26 protein-coding genes are annotated in these 26,004 nt (G+C 32.3%); 25 read left to right on the top strand and 1 reads right to left on the bottom strand.

Annotated elements, in window-relative coordinates; genetic code table 11:
• The 4 genes from AC1RRU_RS00440 to AC1RRU_RS00455 all read left to right on the top strand — a co-directional run.
• Positions 1 to 102, top strand: a 102-nt coding sequence (locus AC1RRU_RS00440) for a phenol-soluble modulin PSM-beta-3 (protein ID WP_493196421.1), incomplete at its 5' end; no start/stop codon positions are given.
• A 56-nt stretch (positions 103 to 158) separates the two neighbouring features.
• Complete coding sequence (locus tag AC1RRU_RS00445; protein ID WP_011276027.1) at positions 159 to 293, top strand: phenol-soluble modulin PSM-beta-2; 135 nt, start codon at positions 159 to 161, stop codon at positions 291 to 293.
• A 63-nt stretch (positions 294 to 356) separates the two neighbouring features.
• The gene (locus tag AC1RRU_RS00450; RefSeq protein WP_011276026.1) at positions 357 to 491 is read left to right on the top strand and encodes a phenol-soluble modulin PSM-beta-1; all 135 of its coding nucleotides are present in this window, start codon (positions 357 to 359) and stop codon (positions 489 to 491) included.
• 110 nt (positions 492 to 601) lie between these two features.
• Positions 602 to 1,294 carry a YjjG family noncanonical pyrimidine nucleotidase gene (locus AC1RRU_RS00455; RefSeq protein ID WP_011276025.1) on the top strand — a complete coding sequence of 231 codons (693 nt, stop codon included), beginning with the start codon at positions 602 to 604 and terminating at the stop codon, positions 1,292 to 1,294.
• Positions 1,295 to 1,376: 82 nt separating this feature from the next.
• On the opposite strand, the gene AC1RRU_RS00460 is transcribed toward AC1RRU_RS00455, so the two are convergent.
• Positions 1,377 to 1,820, bottom strand: a complete 444-nt coding sequence (locus AC1RRU_RS00460; RefSeq protein WP_011276024.1) for an N-acetyltransferase — start codon at positions 1,818 to 1,820, stop codon at positions 1,377 to 1,379.
• Positions 1,821 to 2,010: 190 nt separating this feature from the next.
• Between AC1RRU_RS00460 and bshC the strand changes: the two genes are divergently transcribed.
• From bshC to lspA, 21 genes are all read left to right on the top strand, one after another.
• Positions 2,011 to 3,624: a bacillithiol biosynthesis cysteine-adding enzyme BshC gene (gene bshC / locus AC1RRU_RS00465; RefSeq protein ID WP_011276023.1), complete on the top strand. Its 1,614-nt coding sequence runs from the start codon at positions 2,011 to 2,013 to the stop codon at positions 3,622 to 3,624.
• A gap of 141 nt (positions 3,625 to 3,765) precedes the next feature.
• Positions 3,766 to 4,197, top strand: coding sequence for a division/cell wall cluster transcriptional repressor MraZ (gene mraZ / locus AC1RRU_RS00470; protein ID WP_011276022.1), 432 nt, complete (start codon positions 3,766 to 3,768; stop codon positions 4,195 to 4,197).
• A gap of 14 nt (positions 4,198 to 4,211) precedes the next feature.
• Positions 4,212 to 5,147: a 16S rRNA (cytosine(1402)-N(4))-methyltransferase RsmH gene (gene rsmH, locus AC1RRU_RS00475; RefSeq protein WP_011276021.1), complete on the top strand. Its 936-nt coding sequence runs from the start codon at positions 4,212 to 4,214 to the stop codon at positions 5,145 to 5,147.
• A gap of 13 nt (positions 5,148 to 5,160) precedes the next feature.
• Positions 5,161 to 5,562 (top strand): cell division protein FtsL, encoded by a 402-nt coding sequence (ftsL, locus tag AC1RRU_RS00480; protein ID WP_016930703.1) that lies wholly within the window; start codon positions 5,161 to 5,163, stop codon positions 5,560 to 5,562.
• Positions 5,543 to 7,861 carry a penicillin-binding protein gene (locus tag AC1RRU_RS00485; RefSeq protein ID WP_016930702.1) on the top strand — a complete coding sequence of 773 codons (2,319 nt, stop codon included), beginning with the start codon at positions 5,543 to 5,545 and terminating at the stop codon, positions 7,859 to 7,861. Before ftsL ends, AC1RRU_RS00485 begins: the two co-directional genes overlap by 20 nt.
• A 292-nt stretch (positions 7,862 to 8,153) precedes the next feature.
• The gene (mraY, locus tag AC1RRU_RS00490) at positions 8,154 to 9,119 is read left to right on the top strand and encodes a phospho-N-acetylmuramoyl-pentapeptide-transferase (RefSeq protein WP_011276018.1); all 966 of its coding nucleotides are present in this window, start codon (positions 8,154 to 8,156) and stop codon (positions 9,117 to 9,119) included.
• A 1-nt stretch (position 9,120) separates the two neighbouring features.
• Positions 9,121 to 10,470 carry a UDP-N-acetylmuramoyl-L-alanine--D-glutamate ligase gene (gene murD, locus AC1RRU_RS00495; RefSeq protein ID WP_011276017.1) on the top strand — a complete coding sequence of 450 codons (1,350 nt, stop codon included), beginning with the start codon at positions 9,121 to 9,123 and terminating at the stop codon, positions 10,468 to 10,470.
• A gap of 15 nt (positions 10,471 to 10,485) precedes the next feature.
• Complete coding sequence (locus AC1RRU_RS00500; protein ID WP_011276016.1) at positions 10,486 to 11,814, top strand: cell division protein FtsQ/DivIB; 1,329 nt, start codon at positions 10,486 to 10,488, stop codon at positions 11,812 to 11,814.
• 103 nt (positions 11,815 to 11,917) lie between these two features.
• Complete coding sequence (gene ftsA, locus AC1RRU_RS00505) at positions 11,918 to 13,351, top strand: cell division protein FtsA (protein ID WP_011276015.1); 1,434 nt, start codon at positions 11,918 to 11,920, stop codon at positions 13,349 to 13,351.
• Between the two features lie 29 nt (positions 13,352 to 13,380).
• The gene (ftsZ, locus tag AC1RRU_RS00510) at positions 13,381 to 14,562 is read left to right on the top strand and encodes a cell division protein FtsZ (RefSeq protein WP_011276014.1); all 1,182 of its coding nucleotides are present in this window, start codon (positions 13,381 to 13,383) and stop codon (positions 14,560 to 14,562) included.
• A 232-nt stretch (positions 14,563 to 14,794) separates the two neighbouring features.
• Positions 14,795 to 15,586 carry a peptidoglycan editing factor PgeF gene (pgeF, locus tag AC1RRU_RS00515; protein ID WP_011276013.1) on the top strand — a complete coding sequence of 264 codons (792 nt, stop codon included), beginning with the start codon at positions 14,795 to 14,797 and terminating at the stop codon, positions 15,584 to 15,586.
• Between the two features lie 98 nt (positions 15,587 to 15,684).
• On the top strand, positions 15,685 to 16,353 hold the full coding sequence (locus AC1RRU_RS00520; protein WP_011276012.1) for a YggS family pyridoxal phosphate-dependent enzyme: 669 nt from the start codon (positions 15,685 to 15,687) through the stop codon (positions 16,351 to 16,353).
• 11 nt (positions 16,354 to 16,364) lie between these two features.
• A complete protein-coding gene (locus AC1RRU_RS00525; protein ID WP_011276011.1) occupies positions 16,365 to 16,958 on the top strand; it encodes a cell division protein SepF in 594 nt (197 codons plus the stop codon).
• A 12-nt stretch (positions 16,959 to 16,970) separates the two neighbouring features.
• A complete protein-coding gene (locus AC1RRU_RS00530; RefSeq protein WP_011276010.1) occupies positions 16,971 to 17,261 on the top strand; it encodes a YggT family protein in 291 nt (96 codons plus the stop codon).
• Between the two features lie 33 nt (positions 17,262 to 17,294).
• Positions 17,295 to 18,122 carry a YlmH family RNA-binding protein gene (locus tag AC1RRU_RS00535; RefSeq protein WP_016930701.1) on the top strand — a complete coding sequence of 276 codons (828 nt, stop codon included), beginning with the start codon at positions 17,295 to 17,297 and terminating at the stop codon, positions 18,120 to 18,122.
• Between the two features lie 42 nt (positions 18,123 to 18,164).
• Positions 18,165 to 18,857 carry a DivIVA domain-containing protein gene (locus AC1RRU_RS00540; RefSeq protein ID WP_016930700.1) on the top strand — a complete coding sequence of 231 codons (693 nt, stop codon included), beginning with the start codon at positions 18,165 to 18,167 and terminating at the stop codon, positions 18,855 to 18,857.
• A gap of 224 nt (positions 18,858 to 19,081) precedes the next feature.
• Positions 19,082 to 21,832, top strand: a complete 2,751-nt coding sequence (gene ileS, locus AC1RRU_RS00545) for an isoleucine--tRNA ligase (protein ID WP_016930699.1) — start codon at positions 19,082 to 19,084, stop codon at positions 21,830 to 21,832.
• A 358-nt stretch (positions 21,833 to 22,190) separates the two neighbouring features.
• Positions 22,191 to 23,696, top strand: a complete 1,506-nt coding sequence (locus tag AC1RRU_RS00550; RefSeq protein WP_011276006.1) for an NAD(P)H-binding protein — start codon at positions 22,191 to 22,193, stop codon at positions 23,694 to 23,696.
• 436 nt (positions 23,697 to 24,132) lie between these two features.
• Positions 24,133 to 24,927, top strand: coding sequence for a VOC family protein (locus tag AC1RRU_RS00555; protein WP_011276005.1), 795 nt, complete (start codon positions 24,133 to 24,135; stop codon positions 24,925 to 24,927).
• A 4-nt stretch (positions 24,928 to 24,931) separates the two neighbouring features.
• Positions 24,932 to 25,411, top strand: a complete 480-nt coding sequence (locus tag AC1RRU_RS00560) for a CHAP domain-containing protein (RefSeq protein WP_011276004.1) — start codon at positions 24,932 to 24,934, stop codon at positions 25,409 to 25,411.
• Between the two features lie 115 nt (positions 25,412 to 25,526).
• On the top strand, positions 25,527 to 26,003 hold the full coding sequence (gene lspA, locus AC1RRU_RS00565; protein ID WP_011276003.1) for a signal peptidase II: 477 nt from the start codon (positions 25,527 to 25,529) through the stop codon (positions 26,001 to 26,003).
• Position 26,004 lies beyond the last annotated feature (1 nt).

A 26,004-nucleotide genomic window follows, 5' to 3' on the forward strand; every position in this document is an offset into this window, starting at 1 on the left:
GTTCAAGCAGGCCAAAACCAAGATTGGGCTAAATTAGGTACAAGCATTGTAGGTATCGTAGAAAACGGTGTTGGCATTCTAGGTAAATTATTCGGATTCTAAGTTCGACTAACAACATTTTATTAATATAAATAAACAATACAAAGGAGATAAATATCATGGAAAAAATCGCAAACGCAGTTAAAAGTGCAATTGAAGCAGGTCAAAACCAAGACTGGACTAAATTAGGTACAAGTATCTTAGATATCGTTTCAAACGGTGTAACTGAATTAAGTAAAATCTTTGGTTTCTAATTTAACGTTTATTTTAAAACTTAGTTTAAATCATAAAAATTATAGAGAAATGGAGAGATAAATATGCAAAAATTAGCAGAAGCAATTGCAGCAGCAGTACAAGCAGGACAAGATAAAGACTGGGGTAAAATGGGTACAAGCATCGTAGGTATCGTAGAAAACGGAATCAGTGTTTTAGGTAAAATTTTCGGCTTCTAATTTGAAATTCTAATTATCATGGACCAGGGCAAGCGCTCTGGTCTTTTTTTAATTTATAAATATATTTCTGTTAAAATAGATTTTAGAAAATAAACGTTAAGGATGAAAATATGAAATATAATACAATATTATTAGACTTCGATGATACATTAGTTGATTTTTATGATGCCGAAGATAAAGCTTTTCACAATATGGCCAAACATTATCATCATTACCCAACAGCAGAAGACTTTCAATTTTTTAAACAAATTAATCAGGCACATTGGGAGGCTTTTCAAAAGAATAAACTAACTAAAGATGAAGTTCTTTCACACAGATTCATTGAATATTTTAATCATTATGGTATTGAAGTGGATGGTAAACAAGCAGATGTTACTTTTAGGGATGAATTAGCTAAAGCACCCATTAAGCATTTTGATTCCACTCTAGAAACGATAGATCGATTAGCTCAAAACAATAAACTTTATATTGTTACTAATGGTGTTACAGATACTCAAAAAAGACGTATCGCTCAATTACAATTTAAAGACATATTTGATGGTGTATTTATATCAGAGGAAACCGGTTATCAAAAGCCAATGATTGAGTTTTTTGATTATGTTTTTGAAAAAATTGGTAAGGACAAACGAAAATCTACCATTATTGTTGGTGATTCATTAACTTCAGATGTATTAGGCGGAAAAAATGCGGGAATAGCTACATGCTGGTTTAATGTAAGAAATAAAAAGAATAATTCTGGTATAAATCCAGATTACGAAATTAAATCATTGCGTGAATTAGTTGATTTAATTGAAAATGAGTAAAAACATTTTATGCAAAAAGTTGGAGTGGTAAAGATTCTGATAGAACTTTTATCACTCCATAGCTTTTCCATATTCTATTTAATTATTTAGGAGCCCATACGAGTACATCATGACCTTCAGGATTTTTAGCGTGTACATCCTCAAAATCTTGATTCATTAAAAATTCTTTAGAATTTTGACGTGCAATGGCTTTGATAGGCATATTATAAGATTTTGCATAATCAATAAGTGACTGACCGTACCCTTTATTTTTATAGTTATCTAAAACTTCTAGTTTCCAAAGTAGTAAATAATCATCGAATTCTGGGAAGTAAATTTCTTCAACGTCACCCTTTTTTAGTAAAGCCATTCGGGCAACAAGGTTTTCACCGTGAAAGATGCCATAGAATGGTGATTCAGAACTGGCATCGATCATTTGGCCTTGTAGTTCTTCAACCATGTATAAATCTTTGTTACCGAATTCTCTAAAAGCTTCAAACAATTCGTCTGTTTTATAATTAATTTCAAGATGTTTTACTTCACTCATTTGCGTTATCCCCCTTATTTCTTTTGTTATATTATAACTTAAATAATATGTAAAATTCATTCAATTGTATTTTCAGGACGAAAGGGTAAATTTCACTTCAAAAATTACAAATTTTTAAGCCGTTAAATTGTCATACAATGCTATAATCTTTATACTATATGAGTAATAGCTATGTTGAAGGAGTATAGATATGGACTGTCGAGTAACTCATTTTAAAGAAAAAGATTCATTTATTTCAAAATTAAAAGAAAGTGATAAAAGTTTATTAGAATTTTATCAATATAACCCAGTTGAGACAGCTAGTTTCACGACTAAGATGAAACGTCCTAATAATGGTAGAGAAAAACAATTAGCACAAATCATTAAAGACTATATGGCCGATTTGAAATTAACTACTTCTCAGCTAGAGCATATTGAGGCGCTTGAACAAGGAGCTAAAGTAGTTATTGGAGGTCAACAAGCAGGATTGTTTGGGGGACCTTTATACACTTTCCATAAAATTCTTTCGATAGTAACGTTAAGTAGTCAACTAACTAAAGAATACGGTGAAACGGTTGTTCCTGTGTTTTGGATTGCTGGAGAGGATCATGATTTTGATGAAGTGAATCATACGTATGTTTATAATGCAAAAGAGGCGCAATTAAAGAAAGTGAAGTACCATACAATGACACCTCCAGAAACAAATGTTTCAAGATATACTCCTGATAAGGAAGCTATGCTTAATGCATTAAATCTTTTCTTCGAAGAATTAAAAGAAACTAATCATTCTAAACCTTTATATAAATTATGCGTGGATATAATTAATGAGTTTGATACTTGGACTGATATATTTAAGGCTTTATTGCATGCGGTCTTTAAAGAACACGGTGTGCTACTCATCGATGCACAGAACGATAAGCTTAGACAACTTGAAAAGCCATTACTCAAACAAATAGTAACTAATCATTCTAAAATTAATCAAGTATTCAGACAAACACAAGAGCAAACCATTGCATCGGGATTAACACAAATGATACAGACAGATACTAATGTACATTTGTTCCTTCATGAGGATGGTATGCGTCAATTAATATCAAAAGAAGATAATCTTTTTAAATTAAGTAAATCTGATATTACTTACTCTGAAGAGGAATTAATTGAATTAATAGAGACAGAACCGGAGCGTTTCTCAAACAACGTCGTTACGAGACCAGTCATGGAAGAATGGTTATTTAATACAGTAGCATTCATAGGTGGTCCAAGTGAAATTAAATATTGGGCAGAACTAAATAATGTATTCAAATTACTTAATGTAGAAATGCCGATCGTTCTTCCACGTATGAAGATGACATATATGATGGAAAGAACACAAAAACTACTTAAACAATACAGCCTAAATGTTGAAAAAGTTATTCAAAATGGTATCGATGATGACAAAAATGAATTTGTACGTGAAAAAGCTTCCGATACGTTTATACAACAAGTAGAAGAATTGAAAGCAAAACATGAAAATGTGTATCAACAATTATTAAATGAAGTTAAGGAAAATCAAGATAATTTCAATTTAGTAACTAAAAATGAAGAAATTCATAATAAACAATTTGATTATTTACTGAAACGCTATTTGTTAAATATTGAACGTGAGAATGATATTAGTATGAGACAATTTAGAGAATTGGATTTAGTATTACATCCTCACCACGGATTACAAGAAAGAATCTGGAATCCATTACAAATTATGAATGATTTTGGGATTGATGTGTTTAGTCCCTCCACTTTCCCACCACTTGAATATACATTTGATCAAATCATTATTAAACCTTAATAAATCAAGCTTTAGACCTATTTTATCGAAATGATAAAATAGGTTTTTTTGTATAAAAAAAAGAATTTTAAGATATTTTACAGAATTAGTGGAGGATAGTGGGGATATGTGGTAAATTATAAATAAGGTGAGGTGATAATAATGTTCATGGGAGAATACGAACATCAACTTGATGCTAAAGGACGTATGATAATTCCATCTAAGTTTAGATATGACTTAAACGAACGTTTTATTATCACGCGAGGCCTTGATAAATGTTTATTCGGTTACACACTTGAAGAGTGGCAACAAATAGAAGAAAAAATGAAAACCTTACCTATGACAAAGAAAGACGCACGTAAGTTTATGCGTATGTTCTTCTCAGGTGCCATCGAAGTGGAATTGGATAAGCAAGGGCGTATTAACATTCCTCAAAATTTGAGGAAGTACGCTAGTTTAACTAAAGAATGTACAGTAATAGGTGTTTCAAATCGAATTGAAATTTGGGATAGAGAAACTTGGAATGATTTTTATGATGAATCTGAAGAGAGTTTCGAAGATATTGCTGAAGATTTAATAGATTTTGATTTTTAATGGAGGAATAAGTCGTGTTTCATCATATTAGCGTCATGCTTAACGAAACAATTGATTATTTAGACATCAAAGAAGATGGTATTTACGTAGACTGTACGCTTGGTGGCGCGGGTCATGCACTCTATTTATTAAATCAATTAAACGATGACGGTAGATTAATTGCGATTGATCAAGACACTACAGCATTAGATAATGCTAAAGAGGTATTGAAAGATCATCTACATAAAGTCACGTTCGTGCATAGTAATTTTAGAGAATTAACTGACATTTTAAAAAACTTAAACATTGAAAAGGTAGACGGGATTTATTATGACTTAGGCGTTTCTAGTCCACAATTGGATGTTCCAGAGCGAGGATTTAGTTATCATCATGATGCTAAACTTGATATGAGAATGGATCAAACGCAGCAACTTAGCGCATACGAAGTAGTCAATCAATGGCCATATGAAGCACTTGTTAAGATTTTTTATCGCTATGGTGAAGAGAAATTTTCTAAACAAATAGCGAGACGAATCGAAACACATCGTGAACATCAGCCTATCGAAACTACATTAGAGCTAGTTGACATCATTAAAGAGGGCATTCCTGCTAAAGCTCGAAGAAAAGGTGGTCATCCTGCAAAACGTGTATTTCAAGCTATACGTATTGCTGTTAATGACGAATTATCTGCATTCGAAGATTCAATTGAGCAGGCAATCGAGCTTGTAAAAGTTGGAGGCAGAATTTCAGTAATCACTTTCCACTCTTTAGAAGACAGATTATGCAAACAAATGTTTCAAGAGTATGAAAAGGGTCCTGATGTGCCTAGAGGGTTACCAATTATTCCTGAAGCTTACACACCTAAACTCAAAAGAGTAAATCGTAAACCAATTACGGCAACGGATACAGATTTGGATGAAAATAACAGAGCGCGCAGTGCAAAATTACGTGTTGCAGAAATTTTAAAATAAGGAGTAATTGACGATGGCTGTAGAAGAAATATATGAACCATATGAAGACGTCCAGCACAATAGTATACCGAAACAACAACCTCAATCGGAACCACAAACAAGAACAGTTACTAAGAAGGTTGTAGTTCAACTCACAAGATTTGAGAAATACTTATACATAACACTTGTTACTGCAATTGCAGTTATTGCTATTTATATGCTATCTTTAAAAATGGATGCGTATGATACGAATGGAAAGATTGCAGATTTAGACTCCAAAATTGAACAACAATCAAGTGAAAATAGCGCAATTCAATCTGAAATTAAGAAAAGTTCTTCTTACCAACGCATTTACGACAAGGCTAAAGCACAAGGTATGAGCCTAAATAACGACAATGTAAAGGTAGTGCGTACAAATGGCGAAGCGAAAAATTAAAATTAGAAAAAATAAATTAGGAGCAGTCCTCCTTGTTGGTATATTCGGACTGCTCTTTTTTATATTGGTTTTAAGATATTCATATATTATGATCACAGGGCATTCTGATGGACAAGATTTAGTAATGCGAGCGAATGAAAAATATTTAGTTCAAAACAATGAACAAGCTGAACGAGGCAAGATTTATGATAGAAACGGTAAAATTCTTGCCGAAGATGTCGAAAGATATAAAGTTGTAGCGGTAGTCGATAAAAGCGCAGGTAAAAGTGGAGACAAACCTCGCTATGTAGAGGATAAAAAGAAGACAGCTAAAGAACTTTCTAAAATTATAGACATGGAACCGGAAGAAATTGAAAAACAACTTAATCAGAAAAAAGCTTTCCAAGTGGAATTTGGTCAAAAAGGAACTAATTTAACTTATCAAGATAAACAAAAACTGGAAAAAATGGACTTACCAGGTATTACATTATATCCAGAAACTGAACGCTTTTATCCAAATGGTAATTTTGCGTCTCACTTAATAGGAATGGCACAAAAAAATCCAGATACAGGCGAATTAAAAGGTGCACTTGGTGTTGAAAAAATCTTTGATAGTTATTTAAGTGGAACTAAAGGTGCATTATCTTATATACAAGATATTTGGGGATATATTGCTCCAAATACTAAAAATGAAAAATCACCTAAACGTGGTGATGATGTTCATTTAACAATTGATTCAAATATTCAAGTATTCGTTGAGGAAGCATTGGATGATATGGTTAAGAGGTATCAACCAAAAGATTTATTTGCTGTTGTCATGGATGCTAAAACAGGTGAAATCTTAGCATTCAGTCAACGTCCTACGTTTAATCCTGAGACAGGTGAAGATTTCGGGAAAAAATGGGCGAATGATTTATATCAAAATACGTATGAACCAGGTTCTACTTTTAAATCATTTGGTTTAGCGGCAGCTATACAGGAAGGTAAGTTTAATCCTAAGAAAAAATATGAGTCTGGACATCGTGATATCATGGGTTCTAGAATTTCCGACTGGAATAAAACTGGTTGGGGCGAAATTCCAATGTCATTAGGCTTTACTTATTCTTCAAATACACTGATGATGCACTTACAAGACTTAGTAGGTGCTGACAAAATGAAATCATGGTACGAAAGATTTGGCTTTAGTAAACCAACTGGTGGTCTATTTGATGGCGAAGCAGAAGGTAATATCGCTTGGTCGAATGAATTGCAACAAAAAACGTCAGCATTCGGGCAATCTACAACTGTTACGCCGGTACAAATGATTCAGGCACAATCTGCCTTTTTTAATAAAGGGAATATGCTTAAACCGTGGTTTGTGGATAGTATTAAAAATCCAATTTCCAAAAAGACGTTCTATCAAGGCGAAAAAGAAATTGCTGGCAAACCAATTACTGCTTCTACCGCAAGTAAAGTGGAAACAGAATTAGATAAAGTAGTTAATAGTAAGAAGAGTCATGCGATGAATTATAGAGTAGATGGTTATGATATTGAAGGTAAGACAGGTACTGCCCAAGTGGCGGATGAAAAGAGCGGCGGATATGTTAAGGGTGAAAATCCATACTTTGTAAGTTTCATTGGTGATGCGCCTAAGAAAAATCCCAAAGTTATTGTTTATGCCGGTATGAGCTTAGCTCAAAAGAATGATCAAGAAGCTTATGAAATGGGTGTAAGTAAGGCTTTTAAACCAATTATGGAAAATACACTTAAATATTTAAATGTAGGTTCTAAAAAAGATGAAACAAAATCTGCACAATATTCAAAAGTACCAAATGTAACTGGACAATCTACTGATAAAGCAAAGGAAAGTTTGAAATCTGAAGATTTACAAGCAACAGTTATTGGTAATGGAGATAACGTCAAATCTCAATCCATTAAAGCAAATAAAAAATTATTGCCTAATAGTAAGGTGCTCTTATTAACTGATGGTGATATTACAATGCCAAATATGAAAGGTTGGACAAAAGATGATGTACTTGCCTTCCAAGAATTAACTGGCATTAACGTTACAACTAAAGGTAGTGGCTATGTAACAAAACAATCGGTTAACAATGGAACCACATTAAAAGACAATAGTAAGGTTGAAATTGAATTATCTCCAGAAGATCCTGACGATACATCGACGAATACGAATGACAATGAGACAGCATCAAATGACTCTTCTAATAAAGATAAAGCTAGTTCTTCTTCAGACGATAAGGAAAAAGACAATAAGAATGATACTTCTAGCTCTTCTGAACAAGAACAACAGACAAACAATAGTCAAGATTCTAACGAGTAATTATGATTTGACTTAAAAAAGTAGATGATAAGTTATGAGAATTGAATGAACGTCTAAAAGTTGTGACAAGCACAGTGAGCATAGGTTACAAAATAGAACTTTAGTAGCAAATAGAAGTGAGTGGGTAGTTATATCATTCTCTTTTTAGCTCGTGTTACTTCAAAAGGCGTCATTCGATCTCATACAAATTTTAAATGAATTTACTTTAAAATATTGATAAAATGAACGAGATATTATCAATTAATAAACTCAGAAGACAAAACTAAAAATTAAATATATAAAGGAGACAATTATGCTTTTTATACTTGCGGTTATCGCACTATTAATTACTTTTATCTTAGTACCTATTTTAATTCCAACGCTGAAGCGAATGAAATTTGGACAAAGCATTCGTGAAGAAGGTCCACAAAGCCATATGAAAAAAACAGGCACACCAACAATGGGTGGTTTGACTTTTCTAATTAGTATTATCATTACCTCAATTATTGCAATTTTCTTTGTAGATAATTCAAATCCAATCATTTTATTATTATTTGTAACAATTGGTTTTGGTTTAATAGGTTTTATTGATGATTACATCATCGTCGTTAAGAAAAATAACCAAGGTTTAACAAGTAAGCAGAAATTTCTAGCACAAATTGCAATTGCAGTTGTATTCTTTTTACTAAGTGATGTTTTCCATCTTGTAGAATTTTCAACTAATCTAAACATACCTTTTACAAATATTAGTATTCCATTATCTTTTGCATATGTGATTTTTATTGTTTTTTGGCAAGTTGGATTCTCAAATGCTGTGAATTTAACAGATGGTTTAGATGGCTTAGCAACAGGATTATCAATCATTGGTTTTACAATGTACGCCATTATGAGCTTTGTTTTAGATTCACCAGCAATTGGAGCATTTTGTATTATAATGATTTTTGCATTATTAGGATTTCTACCGTATAACCTTAATCCCGCAAAGGTATTTATGGGAGACACTGGTAGTTTAGCTTTAGGTGGAATTTTCGCAACAATTTCAATTATGCTAAATCAAGAATTATCATTGTTACTAATTGGGCTGGTATTTGTAATTGAAACAGCTTCAGTTATGTTGCAAGTTGCTTCATATAAACTTACAAAAAAACGTATCTTTAAGATGAGCCCGATTCATCATCACTTTGAATTAAGTGGTTGGGGAGAATGGAAAGTAGTAACAGTGTTCTGGACAGCAGGTTTAATTTCAGGATTAATCGGATTATGGATAGGAGTGCATTAGCATGCTCAATTATACAGGATTAGAAAATAAAGATGTTCTTGTAGTAGGACTAGCCAAAAGCGGATATGAAGCAGCTAAGTTATTAATCAAATTAGGTGCCAATGTGACTGTAAATGATGGTAAAGACTTGTCACAAGATCCTCATGCCAAGGATTTAGAGGCGTTAGGAGTTAAAATAGTTGATGGTGGACATCCTTTATCATTATTAGATAATGAGCCAATTATAGTAAAAAATCCTGGTATTCCTTATACAGTTTCTATAATTCAAGAAGCATATCAGCGACATTTAAAAATATTAACTGAAGTAGAATTAAGTTATTTAATATCAGAAGCACCGATTATAGCTATAACTGGAACTAATGGTAAAACAACTACGAGTTCTTTAATTGGCGATATGTTTAAGAAAAGTAGATTGACTGGTAGACTCTCTGGAAATATAGGTTATGTAGCATCTAAAGTAGCACAAGAAACATCACCTAATGAATATCTAATAACTGAATTATCTTCATTCCAATTACTAGGTGTAGAGCAATATCGTCCGCATATTGCGATTATCACAAATATATATTCTGCTCATCTAGATTATCACGAAACGCTTGAAAACTACCAAAATGCAAAGAAACAGATTTACAAAAATCAAACAGAAAATGATTACCTAATATGTAATTATCATCAAAGACATTTAATTGAGTCTGAAAATTTGAAAGCTAAAACATTGTATTTCTCTACTCAACAAGAAGTAGACGGTATTTATATTAAAGATGGGTTTATTGTTTACCAAGGAATAAGAATCATTAATATAGATGATTTAGTATTACCTGGGGAACATAATTTAGAAAATATTCTAGCTGCAGTGTTAGCTTCAATCTTAGCTGGTGTTCCAATAAAAGCAATTATAGATAGTTTAACGACATTCTCTGGTATAGATCACAGATTACAATATATAGGTACAAATCGCACTAACAAGTATTACAATGATTCTAAAGCTACAAACACACTTGCTACACAATTTGCATTAAATTCATTCAAGCAACCAATCGTTTGGTTATGTGGTGGTTTAGATCGTGGTAATGATTTCGATGAATTAATACCTTATATGAAGAATGTACGTGTCATGGTTGTTTTTGGTCAAACTCAAGAAAAATTTGCTAAGCTTGGCAATAGTCAAGGTAAGTTAGTGGTGAAAGCTACAGATATTGAAGACGCTGTTAAAAAGGTACAAGATGTAGTCGAACCGAATGACGTTGTCTTACTATCACCTGCATGTGCAAGTTGGGATCAATATAAAACATTTGAAGAACGTGGAGAAAGATTTATAGAAAGTTTCCGTGCCCACTTACCATCTTATTAAAGGTTGTGAAATCAAGTGAAAGATAAACGACGTAAAGATAATAAGGTGAGCTCGATTCAAAGTCTTATTGAAAAAAGAAATCGAGAATTAAACAATGAAGAACACCTTTCAAATCATGATGCTAATCATAAGGATAAGAATAAAATTTCCACAGATGACGCTCAATTGTATAAAATTAATAAGCCTAATGAGACTTCTAAACAACAAGATCAAAATCAATCAATAGATGAAGATAACTTTAATAATCAATCCAATGAATCCGAACAATTGGAACAAAATGAAGCAATTGAACAATCTAATGAAACATCAGATGAAAATGCTCAAAACGTTGAAAGTACCAAAACGAATGATAGTCACAGACTCTCCACTAATTCTAGTGAAAACACATATAAGCTATCTATTAAAGATAGAGTTAAAGAGTTCAATGACAATCGTAAAAGAAAAAAACATGCCAAGAGTACACAATTTGATCATTTATCACCACAAGAGAGAAAAGAACAATTAAGAATTCAGCGAAGGAAGCGTCAAAAAAGAATTCAGTACGTTATCATTACATTTTTAGTATTATTAATAATTTTATTTTTACTCTACATGTTTACACCACTAAGTAGAATTTCTAATATTAAAATTAGTGGAAATAACAATGTGAGTAACAGTCAAGTTGAAAAAGCTTTGGATGTAAAAGATAATTCAAGAATGTATACGTATAGTAAACGTAAAGGTATTCAAAATCTGAAGAAGAATGATTTAATAAAAGACGTAAAAATTAAAAAGCAATTACCGAATACGTTAAAAGTGCAAATAACTGAAAATCAAGTTGTAGGTGTTGTTAAAGAAAAGAATAAATATGTGCCAATTATAGAAGGAAATCAAGAATTGAAAAACTTTGATGGTAATATTGCCGGAAGTGGACCTATTTTAGAAGGATTTAAAGGTGAAGAAAAAAGCAATATGATTAAATCTTTATCTAAGATGTCTCCAGAAATTAGAGATATGATTTCAGAAATTAAGTACGCACCTAAGCAAAATAGCCCTAATCGAATTCTTTTATATATGCAAGATGATATGCAAGTAGTTGGCAACATAAAAACGATTGCTAATAAAATTAAATATTATCCTCAAATGTCACAATCTTTATCAAAAGACGACTCTGGCAACTTGAAAACCCAAGGTTATATAGATTTATCTGTAGGTGCATCATTTATACCGTATAATGAAAACAGTAGCGGAGATTCAAAATCCGATCAAAATGTTCGTCAAAAATCACAACAAGAAACTGATGCAAAAGATGAGTTACAAAGCGCTTTAAATAAAATTAACGAACAATCAGATTCAAATAATTAAAAAATTTCGATATTAATATGTGTTTATAGTTCACAAGCCTTTCGACGTATTGTAAACTAAACATAGTGTATTTTAATAGTAATTTGTCAGGAGGTGCCTATCTATGGAGGAACATTACTATGTAAGCATAGATATTGGTTCATCAAGTGTAAAAACAATAGTAGGCGAAAAATTTCACAATGGAATAAATGTGATAGGTACAGGACAAACCTACACTAGCGGTATCAAGAACGGATTAATTGATGATTTCGACATTGCTAAACAAGCAGTTAAAGATACAATTAAAAAAGCTTCTATCGCATCAGGTGTAGACATTAAAGAAGTTTTCTTAAAATTACCTATCATAGGTACTGAAGTATATGATGAAGCAAATGAAATTGATTTTTATGAAGATACTGAAATAAACGGCACACACATTGAAGAAGTGCTAGAAGGCATTCGCCAAAAAAATGATGTAGCGGATACTGATGTAATTGATGTATTCCCTATTCGTTTTATTGTGGATGGGGATAATGAAGTATCGGACCCTAAAGAATTGATTGCTAGACACTCATTAAGAGTTGAAGCAGGAGTTATTGCAATTCATAAATCTATCTTAATCAACATGATTAAATGTGTAGAATCATGTGGCGTAGATGTTTTAGATGTTTATTCAGATGCTTATAATTATGGCTCAATTCTTACAGCTACTGAAAAAGAATTAGGAGCATGTGTAATAGATATTGGTGAAGATTTAACTCAAATCGCCTTTTATGAACGTGGAGAATTAGTAGACGCTGATTCAATAGAATTAGCAGGTCGCGATATTACTGATGATATTGCTGAAGAACTAAATACTACATATGAAACGGCTGAAAAGATAAAACATCAATATGGTCATGCTTATGCTAACTCTGCATCAGATCAAGATGTATTTAGTGTAGATCAAGTAGACAGTGATGAATTAGTTGAATATACTCAGAAAGATTTAAGTGCTGTAATTGAGAGAACAATGCAAGATATCTTTGATGAGGTGTTTGATGTATTAGTTGACTTAGGGTTAACTAGAGTGAACGGTGGTTTCATTGTAACTGGCGGTTCTTCAAACTTATTAGGAGTTAAAGAATTACTTAATACGATGGTAAATGAAAAGATTAGAGTTCATACACCGTCACAAATGGGTATCAGAAAGCCAGAATTCACATCAGCTATTTCTACTATATCTAGTAGCATCACTTTTGATGAGTTGCTCGATTATGTTACAATGAGTTATCAAGATAATGATGAGTTTGAAGAAGAAGTTATTGAAGATAACGAGAGAGAACATACTTCTAAATCAGGTGGATTTGACTGGTTTAAACGTAAGTCAAATAAAAATGAAAATACTTATGAAGAAGACTACAACGAACCACATGAAAGAACAGATAAAGTAGACGACGATGATAAGTATGATAGCAATGAAAGTCATCACGATACGACAGAACATTATGATGATCAAGAGCAACCTCAAAAAGAAGAGGGCAAATTTAAAAAACTTATGAAATCTCTATTTGAATGATGGGCCAAAAAGACTAGGAGGAAATATAAATGTTAGAATTTGAACAAGGATTTAATCATTTAGCGACATTAAAAGTCATCGGTGTAGGTGGCGGTGGTAACAACGCTGTTAACCGTATGATCGACCATGGCATGAACAATGTAGAATTTATTGCAATTAATACAGACGGACAAGCTTTAAACTTATCTAAAGCAGAATCTAAAATCCAAATTGGTGAGAAATTAACACGCGGACTTGGTGCTGGTGCAAATCCAGAAATTGGTAAAAAAGCAGCTGAAGAGTCACGTGAACAAATTGAAGATGCAATCCAAGGTGCAGATATGGTATTCGTAACTGCTGGTATGGGTGGCGGAACTGGTACAGGTGCTGCACCAGTAGTAGCTAAGATTGCTAAAGAAATGGGAGCATTAACTGTTGGTGTAGTAACACGTCCATTCGGTTTTGAAGGACGTAAACGTTCAACTCAAGCAGCAGCTGGTGTTGAATCTATGAAAGCAGCAGTAGATACACTAATTGTTATCCCTAACGATCGCTTATTAGATATCGTTGATAAATCAACTCCAATGATGGAAGCATTTAAAGAAGCAGATAATGTATTACGTCAAGGTGTTCAAGGTATCTCTGACTTAATCGCTGTATCAGGTGAAGTAAACTTAGACTTTGCTGACGTTAAAACAATTATGTCTAACCAAGGTTCTGCTTTAATGGGTATTGGTGTCTCTTCTGGAGAGAACAGAGCAGTTGAAGCAGCTAAAAAAGCAATTTCATCACCATTACTTGAAACTTCAATCGTTGGTGCTCAAGGTGTGTTAATGAACATCACTGGTGGGGAATCACTATCATTATTTGAAGCTCAAGAAGCGGCTGACATCGTACAAGATGCTGCAGATGAAGATGTAAATATGATCTTTGGTACAGTTATCAATCCTGAACTACAAGATGAAATCGTAGTAACTGTAATTGCTACTGGTTTTGAAGATAAACCAACTTCACAAGGACGTAAAGCTTCAAGTACTGGTTTCGGAACAAGTGCAACTTCAAGCACTTCAACACAAACAAGTACGCCAAGAGAAGAATCATTCTCTCAAAGCTCATCAAGCTCTCGTTCTTCTGAAAGTGTATCAGAAAGAAGTCATACTACTAAAGATGACGATATTCCTAGCTTTATCAGAAATAGAGAAGAAAGACGTTCTAGAAGAACTAGACGTTAATTGAAAATAAGTTTTGTCTATATTTCGTTGTATGATTAAGTGTATTTATCGTCTTAATCATTCCTAATTGGGAGTAGAACGGCGAATTCACTTGTGGATTCATGTTCTCTCCCTTTTTTATTTACTTTTAAGTAAAGTAAAGATTGTTATATAATATAGCTATATTCAATTTTAGAGTAAGCTTTTTAAAAATCGACAAAAATAAAACTTTTAATTAAGGTGGTTTGATTTCGTGTCAGAGAAATTTGTAAAGTATCCACATCACTTGAAATATGAATCTCAAGACTTGAAGCATGTTAAATTAGGATTCACTACAAGAGAAGGTGGCTATAGTCTATATCCAGAATCATCATTCAATATGGCAAGATATGTGGATGATAATCCTGAAAATATTACTAAACACCAAGAAATGTTGGCGGACGCGATTGGGTTTGTAAGAGCACAATGGGTATTTCCAATTCAAACTCATGAAAATCGAGTAATGGAAATTTCGCAAAGTCATCGTGGAACTAACATCGATACATTAACAGATGATATGTATGGTATTGATGGGATTTATACATATGAACCTGATACGTTATTAACGATGTGCTACGCTGATTGTGTACCAGTTTATTTCTATAGTGAAAAACATCACTATGTAGGATTAGCACATGCTGGCTGGCGAGGTACATATGGTCAAATTGTTAGTGAAATGTTAAAGCAAATTGATTTTGATTATAATGATCTAAAGATTGTAATTGGACCATCTACATCAACTACATATGAAATTAATGATGATATTAAAGCGAAGTTTGAAACATTGCCAATTAATGTTAAAGATTATATTGAAACTCGTGGAGAGAATCGACATGGTATTGATTTAAAACGTGCTAATGCGCTATTACTTAATCATTATGGTGTACCATTCGACAATATATATATAACTGATTATGCTACATCAGAGGATTTATCACTTTTCTTCTCATATCGAGTTGAAAAAGGTCAAACAGGTAGAATGTTGGCTTTTATAGGCCAAAAATAATCTCATTAGATTAGTCATATAAATAATAAATATTTAAAGGCATATGTATTTATTAGTGATAACTGAACTTAACAAATGGTGAAGAGGTTGAGTAGAATATGGATGTAAAACAAAATTTAAGAAATATTGAAAGTGAAATACAGTCACACTTTAAAAATAGTGAAGCGTCTACCTTGCCAAACGTGATTGCAGTAACAAAATATGTTACAATAGACCGTGCTAAAGAAGCTTATGATGTTGGACTTAGACATTTTGGTGAAAATAGATTAGAAGGCTTTTTAGAAAAGAAATCTGCTTTGCCTAACGATGTTACTATGCACTTTATAGGTTCTTTACAATCTAGAAAAGTAAAAGAAGTCATTAACGAAATTGATTACCTACATGCACTAGATAGACTTAGTCTAGCTAAGGAAATTAATAAAAGAGCGGATCATGAGATTGCTTGCTTCATACAAGTCAATGTCTCAGGAGAAGAATCTAAGCATGGTATTGCTTTGAATGAAGTTAATCACTTTATAGAACAAATTCAACAATATGATAAAATAAAAATTGTCGGATTAATGACAATGGCACCTTATACAGAAGACACTGCATATATTCGACAGTTATTTAAACAATTACGAGTAAAACGAGATGAAATTAAAGATCTTAATTTAGATTATGCACCATGTCACTATTTATCTATGGGAATGAGTAATGATTATGCAATTGCTGTAGAAGAAGGTGCTTCATTTATAAGAATTGGGACTAAACTTGTAGGAGAATAGGAGTGAGCCCCGTGGCTATTAAAGATTTATTTAATAATTTTTTTCTAATGGATGATGAAGAAGAAGTAGAAAGCCCTGAAGAGCGACAACGTCGTGTAGTTCAGAATGAAGAAAATGAAACAAACAATGTTCAACAGAATCAACCGCAACAATCAGAACGTTCATATAGTAATCAAAGTAAATTGAAAACAGTACCACAAAAGAAAACAACAAGAAATTATAACTCAGAAGAAAGGAATGTGCGTATGAATCAACCCCCATCAAAGTCAAACGGCAAAAATGTTGTTACAATGAATCAAACGTCGCAAAGTTATAGTGGTTATGAAAGTTCAAAAATGTGCTTATTCGAGCCACGAGTATTTTCAGATACACAAGATATCGCGGATGAATTAAAAAACCGCCGTGCTACTTTAGTGAATTTACAACGGATTGATAAAATTTCAGCTAAACGCATTATTGATTTCTTAAGTGGAACAGTTTATGCGATTGGTGGAGATATTCAACGCGTAGGTACTGACATATTCCTTTGTACACCTGATAATGTAGAAGTTGCGGGAAGTATTACAGATCATATTGAACAAATGGAATCGCAACACTACGAATAAGGAGAACATTATATGGATGTAGGTTTACTAGCTACCATTTTTAATTTTATAATTTTTCTAGTTCAAATATATTACTTTGGAATGATTATTTATTTCTTTACATCTTGGGTACCTAATATTAGAGAATCTAAGTTCGGTGAAATACTTGGTAAATTATATGAACCATTTTTAGAACCATTTAGAAAGATTATTCCACCAATAGGAATGATTGATATTTCTTCACTTGTAGCTTTGTTTGTACTTGTATTATTCCAAGCTGGGTTAAGAAGCATCTTTAATATGATAATAGTTCATTTAATGTAATAATATATGGCGTTTAAGAGGCTGAGACAATACATGAGGTTGTTTCAACCTCTTTTATCATTTAATTTAGAATCAGAGAGGTGTAAGATAATCGATATTTATCAGCATTTTAGAGACGAAGAGCAAGGATTAATAGATCAATTAATAGATAAGTGTGATCAAGTTGAACAGCAGTATGCGCCAATTCTGACAAACTTTCTTGATCCGAGAGGACAATATATACTTGAAGTCATATCAGGTAGTTATGAAGATATGGAAGTGACTTTTTTTGGTGGAGATAACGCAGAGAGAAAACGAGGTCTCATTGCCCCTAATTATTTTGAACCTGGGGAAGCTGACTTTGAAGAAGTATTAATTCAAATCAACTATCCAGAGAAGTTTGTTAATATACAACATCAACATGTCCTAGGAACACTTATGTCATTAGGAATAGAAAGGGAACAAGTTGGTGATATTATTGTCGGTGACAGTATTCAATTTGTTTTGACAAAGCAATTAGAATCGTATATTATGTTGGAATTAACAAAGATAAAAGGTGCTACAGTTAAACTTAATTCTATTCCATTTAAAGATATGATACAATCAGTAGAGAATTGGAAAATTCAAGGTTGTACTGTAAGTGCATTGAGATTAGACGTCGTTTTAAAAGAAATGATTCATAAATCTCGAACAATAGCAAAACAATTAATTGAAAAGAAGCGTGTGAAAGTTAATCACACAATTATTGATTCACCAGATTTTCAAGTTCAAACTAATGATTTATTATCTATTCAAGGATTTGGAAGAGCTCAAATCATTGATATAGGTGGTAGGACTAAAAAAGACAAAATACACATAAATTATCGAACGCTATTTAAGTAATAAATATAAGTCAATTTAATGTTGATTTAAGGAGGATGTAGGATGCCTTTTACACCTAGTGAAATTAAAAATAAAGAATTTACAAAAGTGAAAAATGGTTTAGAACCAGCTGAAGTAAGTGATTACTTAAATCAATTAAGTAATGAAATTGAACGTTTAAAAGAAGAAAAAAAACAGCTTGAAAAAGTAATTGAAGAGAGAGATACTAATATTAAATCTTATCAACAAGTTCATCAATCAGTAAGTGATGCCCTTGTTCAAGCTCAACAAGCTGGAGAAGAGACTAAATTGGCTGCTAATAAAGAAGCTGAAGCTGTTATCAGTAAAGCTCAAGCACAAGCAGATTTAATTGTTAATGACGCTATCGAAAAAGCACGTCATTTATCATTCCAAACTGAAGATATGAAACGTCAATCTAAAATATTCAGATCACGTTTCCGCATGCTAGTTGAAGCTCAATTAGATTTACTTAAAAATGATGATTGGGATTATTTATTAAACTATGATATCGATGCAGAAAAAGTCACACAAGAAAATTTCCAACATTTAAATAGCCAAGACATTACACCTGAAGAACAACTTAGCGCTCAATCTCAACAATCTGAAAGCGTGCTTGCAAGCGAGAGTAATAACAGTAAAACAAATTCACTAAGTACAAGTGACGCAACTAGTACAAGTGAGAACGTTACTTCACAATCAAGCGTGAGTCAAAGCGAATCAACATCAAATAAATAATTGTTATAAAATAAGTCAGACAAGTAGGAGATAATAAACTTTTTACAGCGAATTAGGGTTGGTGAAAGCCTAATAAAAGTCTATCTCTTATATCACTGATTTTTACAAAGTAATATTATATATGAGAGAACTCTAAGTTGAGTTAACAAGGGTGGTACCGCGGTAATTCCGTCCCTTTTTAATTGAACTTAGAGTTCTTTTACATTTAAGGAGTGAAATCAATTATGAACTATAAAGATACTTTATTAATGCCAAAGACTGACTTTCCTATGCGTGGTGGATTGCCAAATAAAGAACCGCAAATCCAAGAACAATGGGAAGCTAACAATCAATACCAAAAAGCATTAGAAAAAAATAAAGGTAACCAATCTTACATCTTACATGATGGACCACCGTATGCGAATGGTAATTTGCATATGGGGCATGCGTTAAACAAAATCATTAAGGATATTATTGTACGTTATAAAACGATGCAAGGTTTTTACGCACCATACGTTCCAGGTTGGGATACACATGGCTTACCAATTGAACAAGCTTTGACTAAAAAGGGCGTAGATCGCAAAAAAATGTCAATTGCTGAATTTAGAGAAAAATGTAAGGAATTTGCGTTAGAACAAATCGAATTACAAAAGAAAGACTTTAAACGTCTTGGTGTACGAGGAGATTTTAATGATCCTTATATCACGCTTAAACCTGAATATGAAGCTGCTCAAATTCGTTTATTTGGTGAGATGGCGGATAAAGGATTAATTTATAAAGGTAAGAAACCAGTTTATTGGTCACCGTCAAGTGAATCGTCTTTAGCCGAAGCTGAAATTGAATATCATGATAAACGTTCAGCATCTATCTATGTAGCATTTGACGTGAAAGATACTAAAGGTGTAGTAGATCAGGATGCTCAATTCATTATTTGGACAACTACTCCATGGACTATTCCATCTAACGTAGCAATTACAGTTCATCCTGATTTAAAATATGGTCAATATAATGTGAATGGCAAGAAATATATTATCGCACAAGCATTATCTGAAGATGTAGCAGAAGCTTTAGAATGGGATAAAGATGCCATTCAATTAGAAAAAGAATTTACAGGTAAAGAGTTAGAGTATGTTGAAGCGCAACATCCTTTCTTAGATAGAATCTCACTTGTAATTAATGGTAATCATGTTACAACTGATGCTGGTACAGGTTGTGTTCATACCGCTCCTGGTCATGGTGAAGATGACTATATCGTTGGGCAAAAATATGATTTACCAGTTATTAGTCCTTTAGATGATAAAGGTGTGTTTACTGAAGAAGGTGGACAATTTGAAGGTATGTTTTATGATAAAGCTAACAAAGCAGTTACTGACTTATTAACTGAAAAAGACGCTTTATTAAAATTAAACTTTATTACACATAGTTACCCTCATGATTGGCGTACTAAGAAACCAGTTATCTTCCGTGCTACACCACAATGGTTTGCCTCTATTAATAAAGTAAGACAAGATATTTTAGATGCTATTGAAGAAACAGATTTCAAAGTGGATTGGGGTAAAACACGTATTTACAATATGATCCGTGATCGTGGAGAATGGGTTATTTCTCGTCAACGTGTATGGGGAGTTCCACTACCTGTATTCTATGCCGAGAATGGCGATATCATTATGACGAAAGAAACAGTTAACCACGTAGCTGATTTATTTGAAGAGCATGGTTCAAATATTTGGTTTGAAAGAGAAGCAAAAGACTTATTACCTGAAGGCTTTACACACCCTGGTAGTCCAAATGGTACTTTTACAAAAGAAATGGACATTATGGATGTTTGGTTTGACTCTGGTTCGTCACATCGTGGTGTATTAGAAAATCGTCCAGAATTAAGTTTCCCAGCTGATCTATATTTTGAAGGTAGTGACCAATATCGTGGTTGGTTTAACTCTTCAATTACAACTGCTGTAGCAACTAGAGGTCAAGCGCCTTATAAATTCTTATTATCACACGGCTTTGTAATGGACGGTGAAGGTAAGAAAATGAGTAAATCACTAGGTAATGTTATTGTTCCTGACCAAGTTGTAAAACAAAAAGGTGCTGACATTGCACGTTTATGGGTAAGCAGTACTGATTATTTAGCAGACGTTCGTATTTCGGATGAAATCTTAAAACAAACTTCTGATGTTTATCGTAAAATTAGAAATACTTTAAGATTTATGCTTGGTAATATTAACGATTTTAATCCTGATACTGATGTAATTCCTGAAGCAGAATTACTTGAAGTCGATCGTTATTTACTAAATCGTTTACGTGAGTATACTGCTAGCACAATTGAACATTATGATAACTTTGATTATTTAAATATTTATCAAGAAGTACAAAACTTTATAAATGTTGAATTGAGTAATTTCTACTTAGATTACGGTAAAGATATTCTTTATATTGAAGAGAAAAATGCGCATAAACGTCGTAGTATGCAAACTGTTCTATACCAAATCTTAGTTGATATGACTAAATTATTAGCACCTATTTTAGTTCACACAGCTGAAGAAGTTTGGACACACACACCGCATGTAAAAGAAGAAAGTGTTCATTTAGCTGACATGCCTAAGGTAGTTGAAGTTGATCAAGCATTGCTTGACAAATGGAATCAATTCATGGCATTACGTGATGATGTAAACCGTGCGTTAGAAGTTGCACGTAATAATAAAGTTATTGGTAAGTCTCTTGAAGCAAAAGTTGTAATTGGTAATAACGACAACTTTAAAGCTGCAGAGTTCTTACAACAATTTGAAGATTTACAACAATTATTCATTGTTTCACAAGTTGAAGTTTCAGATTCTGTAGACAATGCAGAGGCTTATCAACATGGTGATATTAGAATTGACCATGCAGTAGGTGAAAAATGTGAAAGATGTTGGAACTATACTGAAGAATTAGGTTCAGTAGGTGAATTAGAACACTTATGTCCACGATGCCAAGAAGTAGTTAAAACTTTAGTTTAATAAATAAATTATTGAAAACACATGGGACATAAATAATATAATAATCCTATTTTGCAATTTACTGTAGCTGACTGAACAGATAAAACGCTTCAATCAAGCTTTTCTCAGTTCTAGTCATCTTTGTGAGCTGGCCCTAATAAAGAAAATTTCATAAAGAAATTCTACAAGCAAAGCAAGTTGGGAGTTGGACAACGAATTTGAGAAGAATTCTGTCCGACTCTCTTTTTGTATTTACAATATAATTTATAAGTAAAAACAATGACGATATGCAATGTTTCACTTTTTAATAAAAGGCTATTTAAATAGATATATTCATTAAATCAAGATTATTCGACTATTTAATAAATAGAGGTGAATCATGAGTAAAATCTTATTAACAGGTGCATCGGGTTATATTGGAGGACATTTAAAAGATCAATTAAAAATACATCATGATATTATAGCAACTTCAAGAAATACTAGTAACAAAGAAAATGAAGAGAATGTTACTTGGAAAGCTGCTGATTTATTTGATTTAGATGAGATAACAGAAGTAATGGAAGGGGTAGATACTGCAATTTACCTTGTCCATTCTATGATGCCAAACGCCAAGTTAACGCAAGCAAACTTTGAAGATATGGATGCTTTATTAGCAGATAATTTTGCGAGAGCTGCAAAGAAACAAGGCGTTAGACATATTGTATTTATGAGTGGTTTAATTCCAAATGAAGATAAACTATCTGCTCATTTACGTAGTCGTTTGGAATGTGAAAAAATTTTAGGTTCTTATGGTATACCTGTAAGTACATTAAGAGCTGGATTAATTATTGGGGCTAAGGGAAGTTCTTATCCTATTTTAAAACGTTTAGTTGAACGATTGCCTGGTATGGTATTACCTAGTTGGGCATACAATATGATAGCACCAGTATCAATTAATGATGTAATTAATAAACTGGCATTACTAGTAGAGCGAACACCACAACATAATGAGTCTTTTGACATAACAGGTCCTGAAATTATGAATTATAAAGAATTAATACAACGTACAGCAGTAGTGCTAAATAAGCGTTTACCAATCGTTGATTTACCAATTATACCTATTTGGGTAAGTAGATATTGGGTACAACTCATTTCAAAAGTACCTAAAGAAATGGTCTACCCACTTATGAATAGTTTAGTTCATGATATGATTCCACAACCAGAGCGCACGCATCCTGATATTTCTATTGGAGAGATGACGTATGAAGAAAGTGTGCAACAAGCGCTAGATGAAGAAAATGAAATGAATGAAAATCAAAACAAATCAAAAAAATCATCTAGTTCTAATAGTAAAGAACAAATTAAAGATGTTAGAGCAATATCACGCTTTAGAATTCCAGAAAATTATTCAATGGAAGATGTCTCAAAAACATATGCGAAGTTTATAAATAATATTACGTTACATTTAATTAATGGAACTATAAATGAAAATGAATTTAATATTAGTTTGCCATTTACTAATCAATTTATTTTGAAAATGGAGCGTGATATGCAAGATTCTTCTAAAGATATGATTGTTTATAAAATCGTAGGTGGTAATTTAGCATTATCTAATAATGGTGGTAATGCTAGATTTGAATTTAGACGCATCTTGGATTCAAATGAAGCTATTATTGCACTACAAGAATATGAACCGACGTTACCTTGGTCTGTTTATAAGTTTACACAGGCTAATATCCATAAATCTGTAATGGAATTATTTGTTAATCATATGAATAATCTTGCAGACAAAGATAAAGAAGCGACAACACAAAGTGATCAATTGTTTAGTACAATCGCGATGACTACAGGAGCAGTTATAGGTGCATATGTTGGATCAAAAATTTATCATTTGATTAAAGCTTAAATGACGAAAAATTAGTATTAATTTTAAGCTAAATATAATCTACGATTAATAGCTTTAGAATTAGTGAGAGAAAGACAATTTCTATGAATATATTATAGAAATTGCCTTTTCTTTTTTTATGTTTGAATTAAGATGTATAACTTTATTAAACTTGAGTGCAACTGTACTTGTGTAAGGCGTTCTAAAATAGATAACAAAACATAGTTGTGAAACTTTTAAGCAAGCATCTCGACTTAAGTGAAATAATGAACCCAATTTCTAAGACACTACTTTAAAGTACTACTTTAGAAGTTAATAAATTGCAATATACATACAAAGACTGATAAAATTTTATATATTTTAAGTTAAAATATTAGGTATTATTTTCATTGAATTGTATTTTTCATCCAGTAAAAGAAGCAAGTTCTATTTAGTAATGCAGTATTAGGAGGCCATAATGTTTCATTCAAAACATTCACATTTTGTAAATGGTATAACTATAAATGTTAGAAATTTAGCTGACTTAAGACCATTTTATGAAACTATATTGGGATTTGAAGTTATTACAGAAACAAATCATTCTGTTCGGTACGAGATAGGTCAGTCAAATCATTTTTTAACATTAAATGAAGTTATAAATGGTAGGGAACCACTTTTATCTGAAGCAGGATTATTTTATGTAGGTATATTGCTTCCTAGTATTACAGATTTAGCCGATTTACTTGTACAAATGACAGACTTTGAAATTCCGGTAAATGGTGGAGAACAAAGTGTTTGTATGTCCCTCTTTTTTGAAGATCCAGAAGGGAATGCGTACAAGTTTTATGTCGACCATGATATGGATTACTGGGTGTACGATAATGAAAATGTGAAGTTAGATATTGAAGCAATCAATGTTCCACGTTTACTAACTAATGTATCAGAACAAACTTGGCAAGGGATTCCTAAAGGCACTAAAATAGGAAATTTATCACTTAAAACGATACGTATGTCAGAGGTTGAATCTTATTATTTAAGATATTTTGGACTTGAACTATCTGCGTATTTAGATCAGTTTTCACTCTATATGTCTTCAAATCAATACCATCATCATTTGGCTGTTAATCAATGGTTATCAAGTACTAAACGTGTGATGAATAACGTAACATATGGTCTTGCTTTAATTGATTATTATTATCCCGAAACAACGCATATCGATGTTAAAGGTCCAGATGGGCTTCATTTTAGATTTAATTTTATAGAAGTAGTGTGATTTAATGAAGAAATTTATACTTATAATGGTTTTAGGAAGTGCACTTTTCACTGGTGGAGCTATATATGATGGAATTGATAATCAAGATATGACGCAACCGACAATTCATTTTTGGGAAAAGAACCCAATGAAATTAAACTTATATGCTAAAGGCCAATGTACGTATTATGTGTTTGATAGAATTAGACAAGATGGCAATATGATTAGTAATAGATGGGGAGATGCCAAATATTGGGCTAATGAAGCAAGCAAAGAAGGATATAAAGTTAATGATAATCCAAGTGTTGGTTCAATTCTTCAATATCCAAAAGGTCAACATGGTCATGTTGCATATGTAGACAAAGTTAATCATGATGGCTCGTTAACCGTTTTTGATATGAATTATCGTAAACCATATGAAGTTACTAAGCGCACAGTTTACGAATATCAAGTAGATGAATTTAATTATATTCATCCTAAGAAAAATCAAAGTGAAAACGCATAATGAACTACAGTTACTAATATCATCATCTATTTGTAACTGTAGCTTTTTTTATATAGAGGAGTAAGCTATAATGTAGAGTGTTGTCAAAGTGTAGTGTGTGAATGGAGGCACGTGAATGAAAAAGAAATATTATATAACCATATCTTTAATAGTAGCAATCGCTATATTAATTATTGACCAAGTCACAAAACGGATTATTGCTACAACAATGAATATTGGTGATTCATATGAAGTTATTCCTAATTTTTTAAATATAACATCACATAGAAACAATGGTGCTGCATGGGGAATTCTTAGTGGGAAAATGGGATTCTTTTATATTATTACGATAGTCATTCTCATCGTACTTGTACTATTTTATATTAAAGAAGCAAAGTATAATCTATTTATGCAAGTTGCAATAAGTTTACTATTTGCAGGTGCATTAGGAAACTTTATTGATCGATTAGTAAATGGTGAAGTAGTTGATTTTGTTGACACTAATATTTTTGGATATGATTTCCCAATATTTAATGTTGCGGATTCAAGTTTAACAATAGGTGTATTGTTCATAATCATTGCCTTACTTAAAGATGCGAATTCAAAAGAATAGG

The organism is Staphylococcus sp. GW821-FHT11H10 (assembly GCF_058807855.1).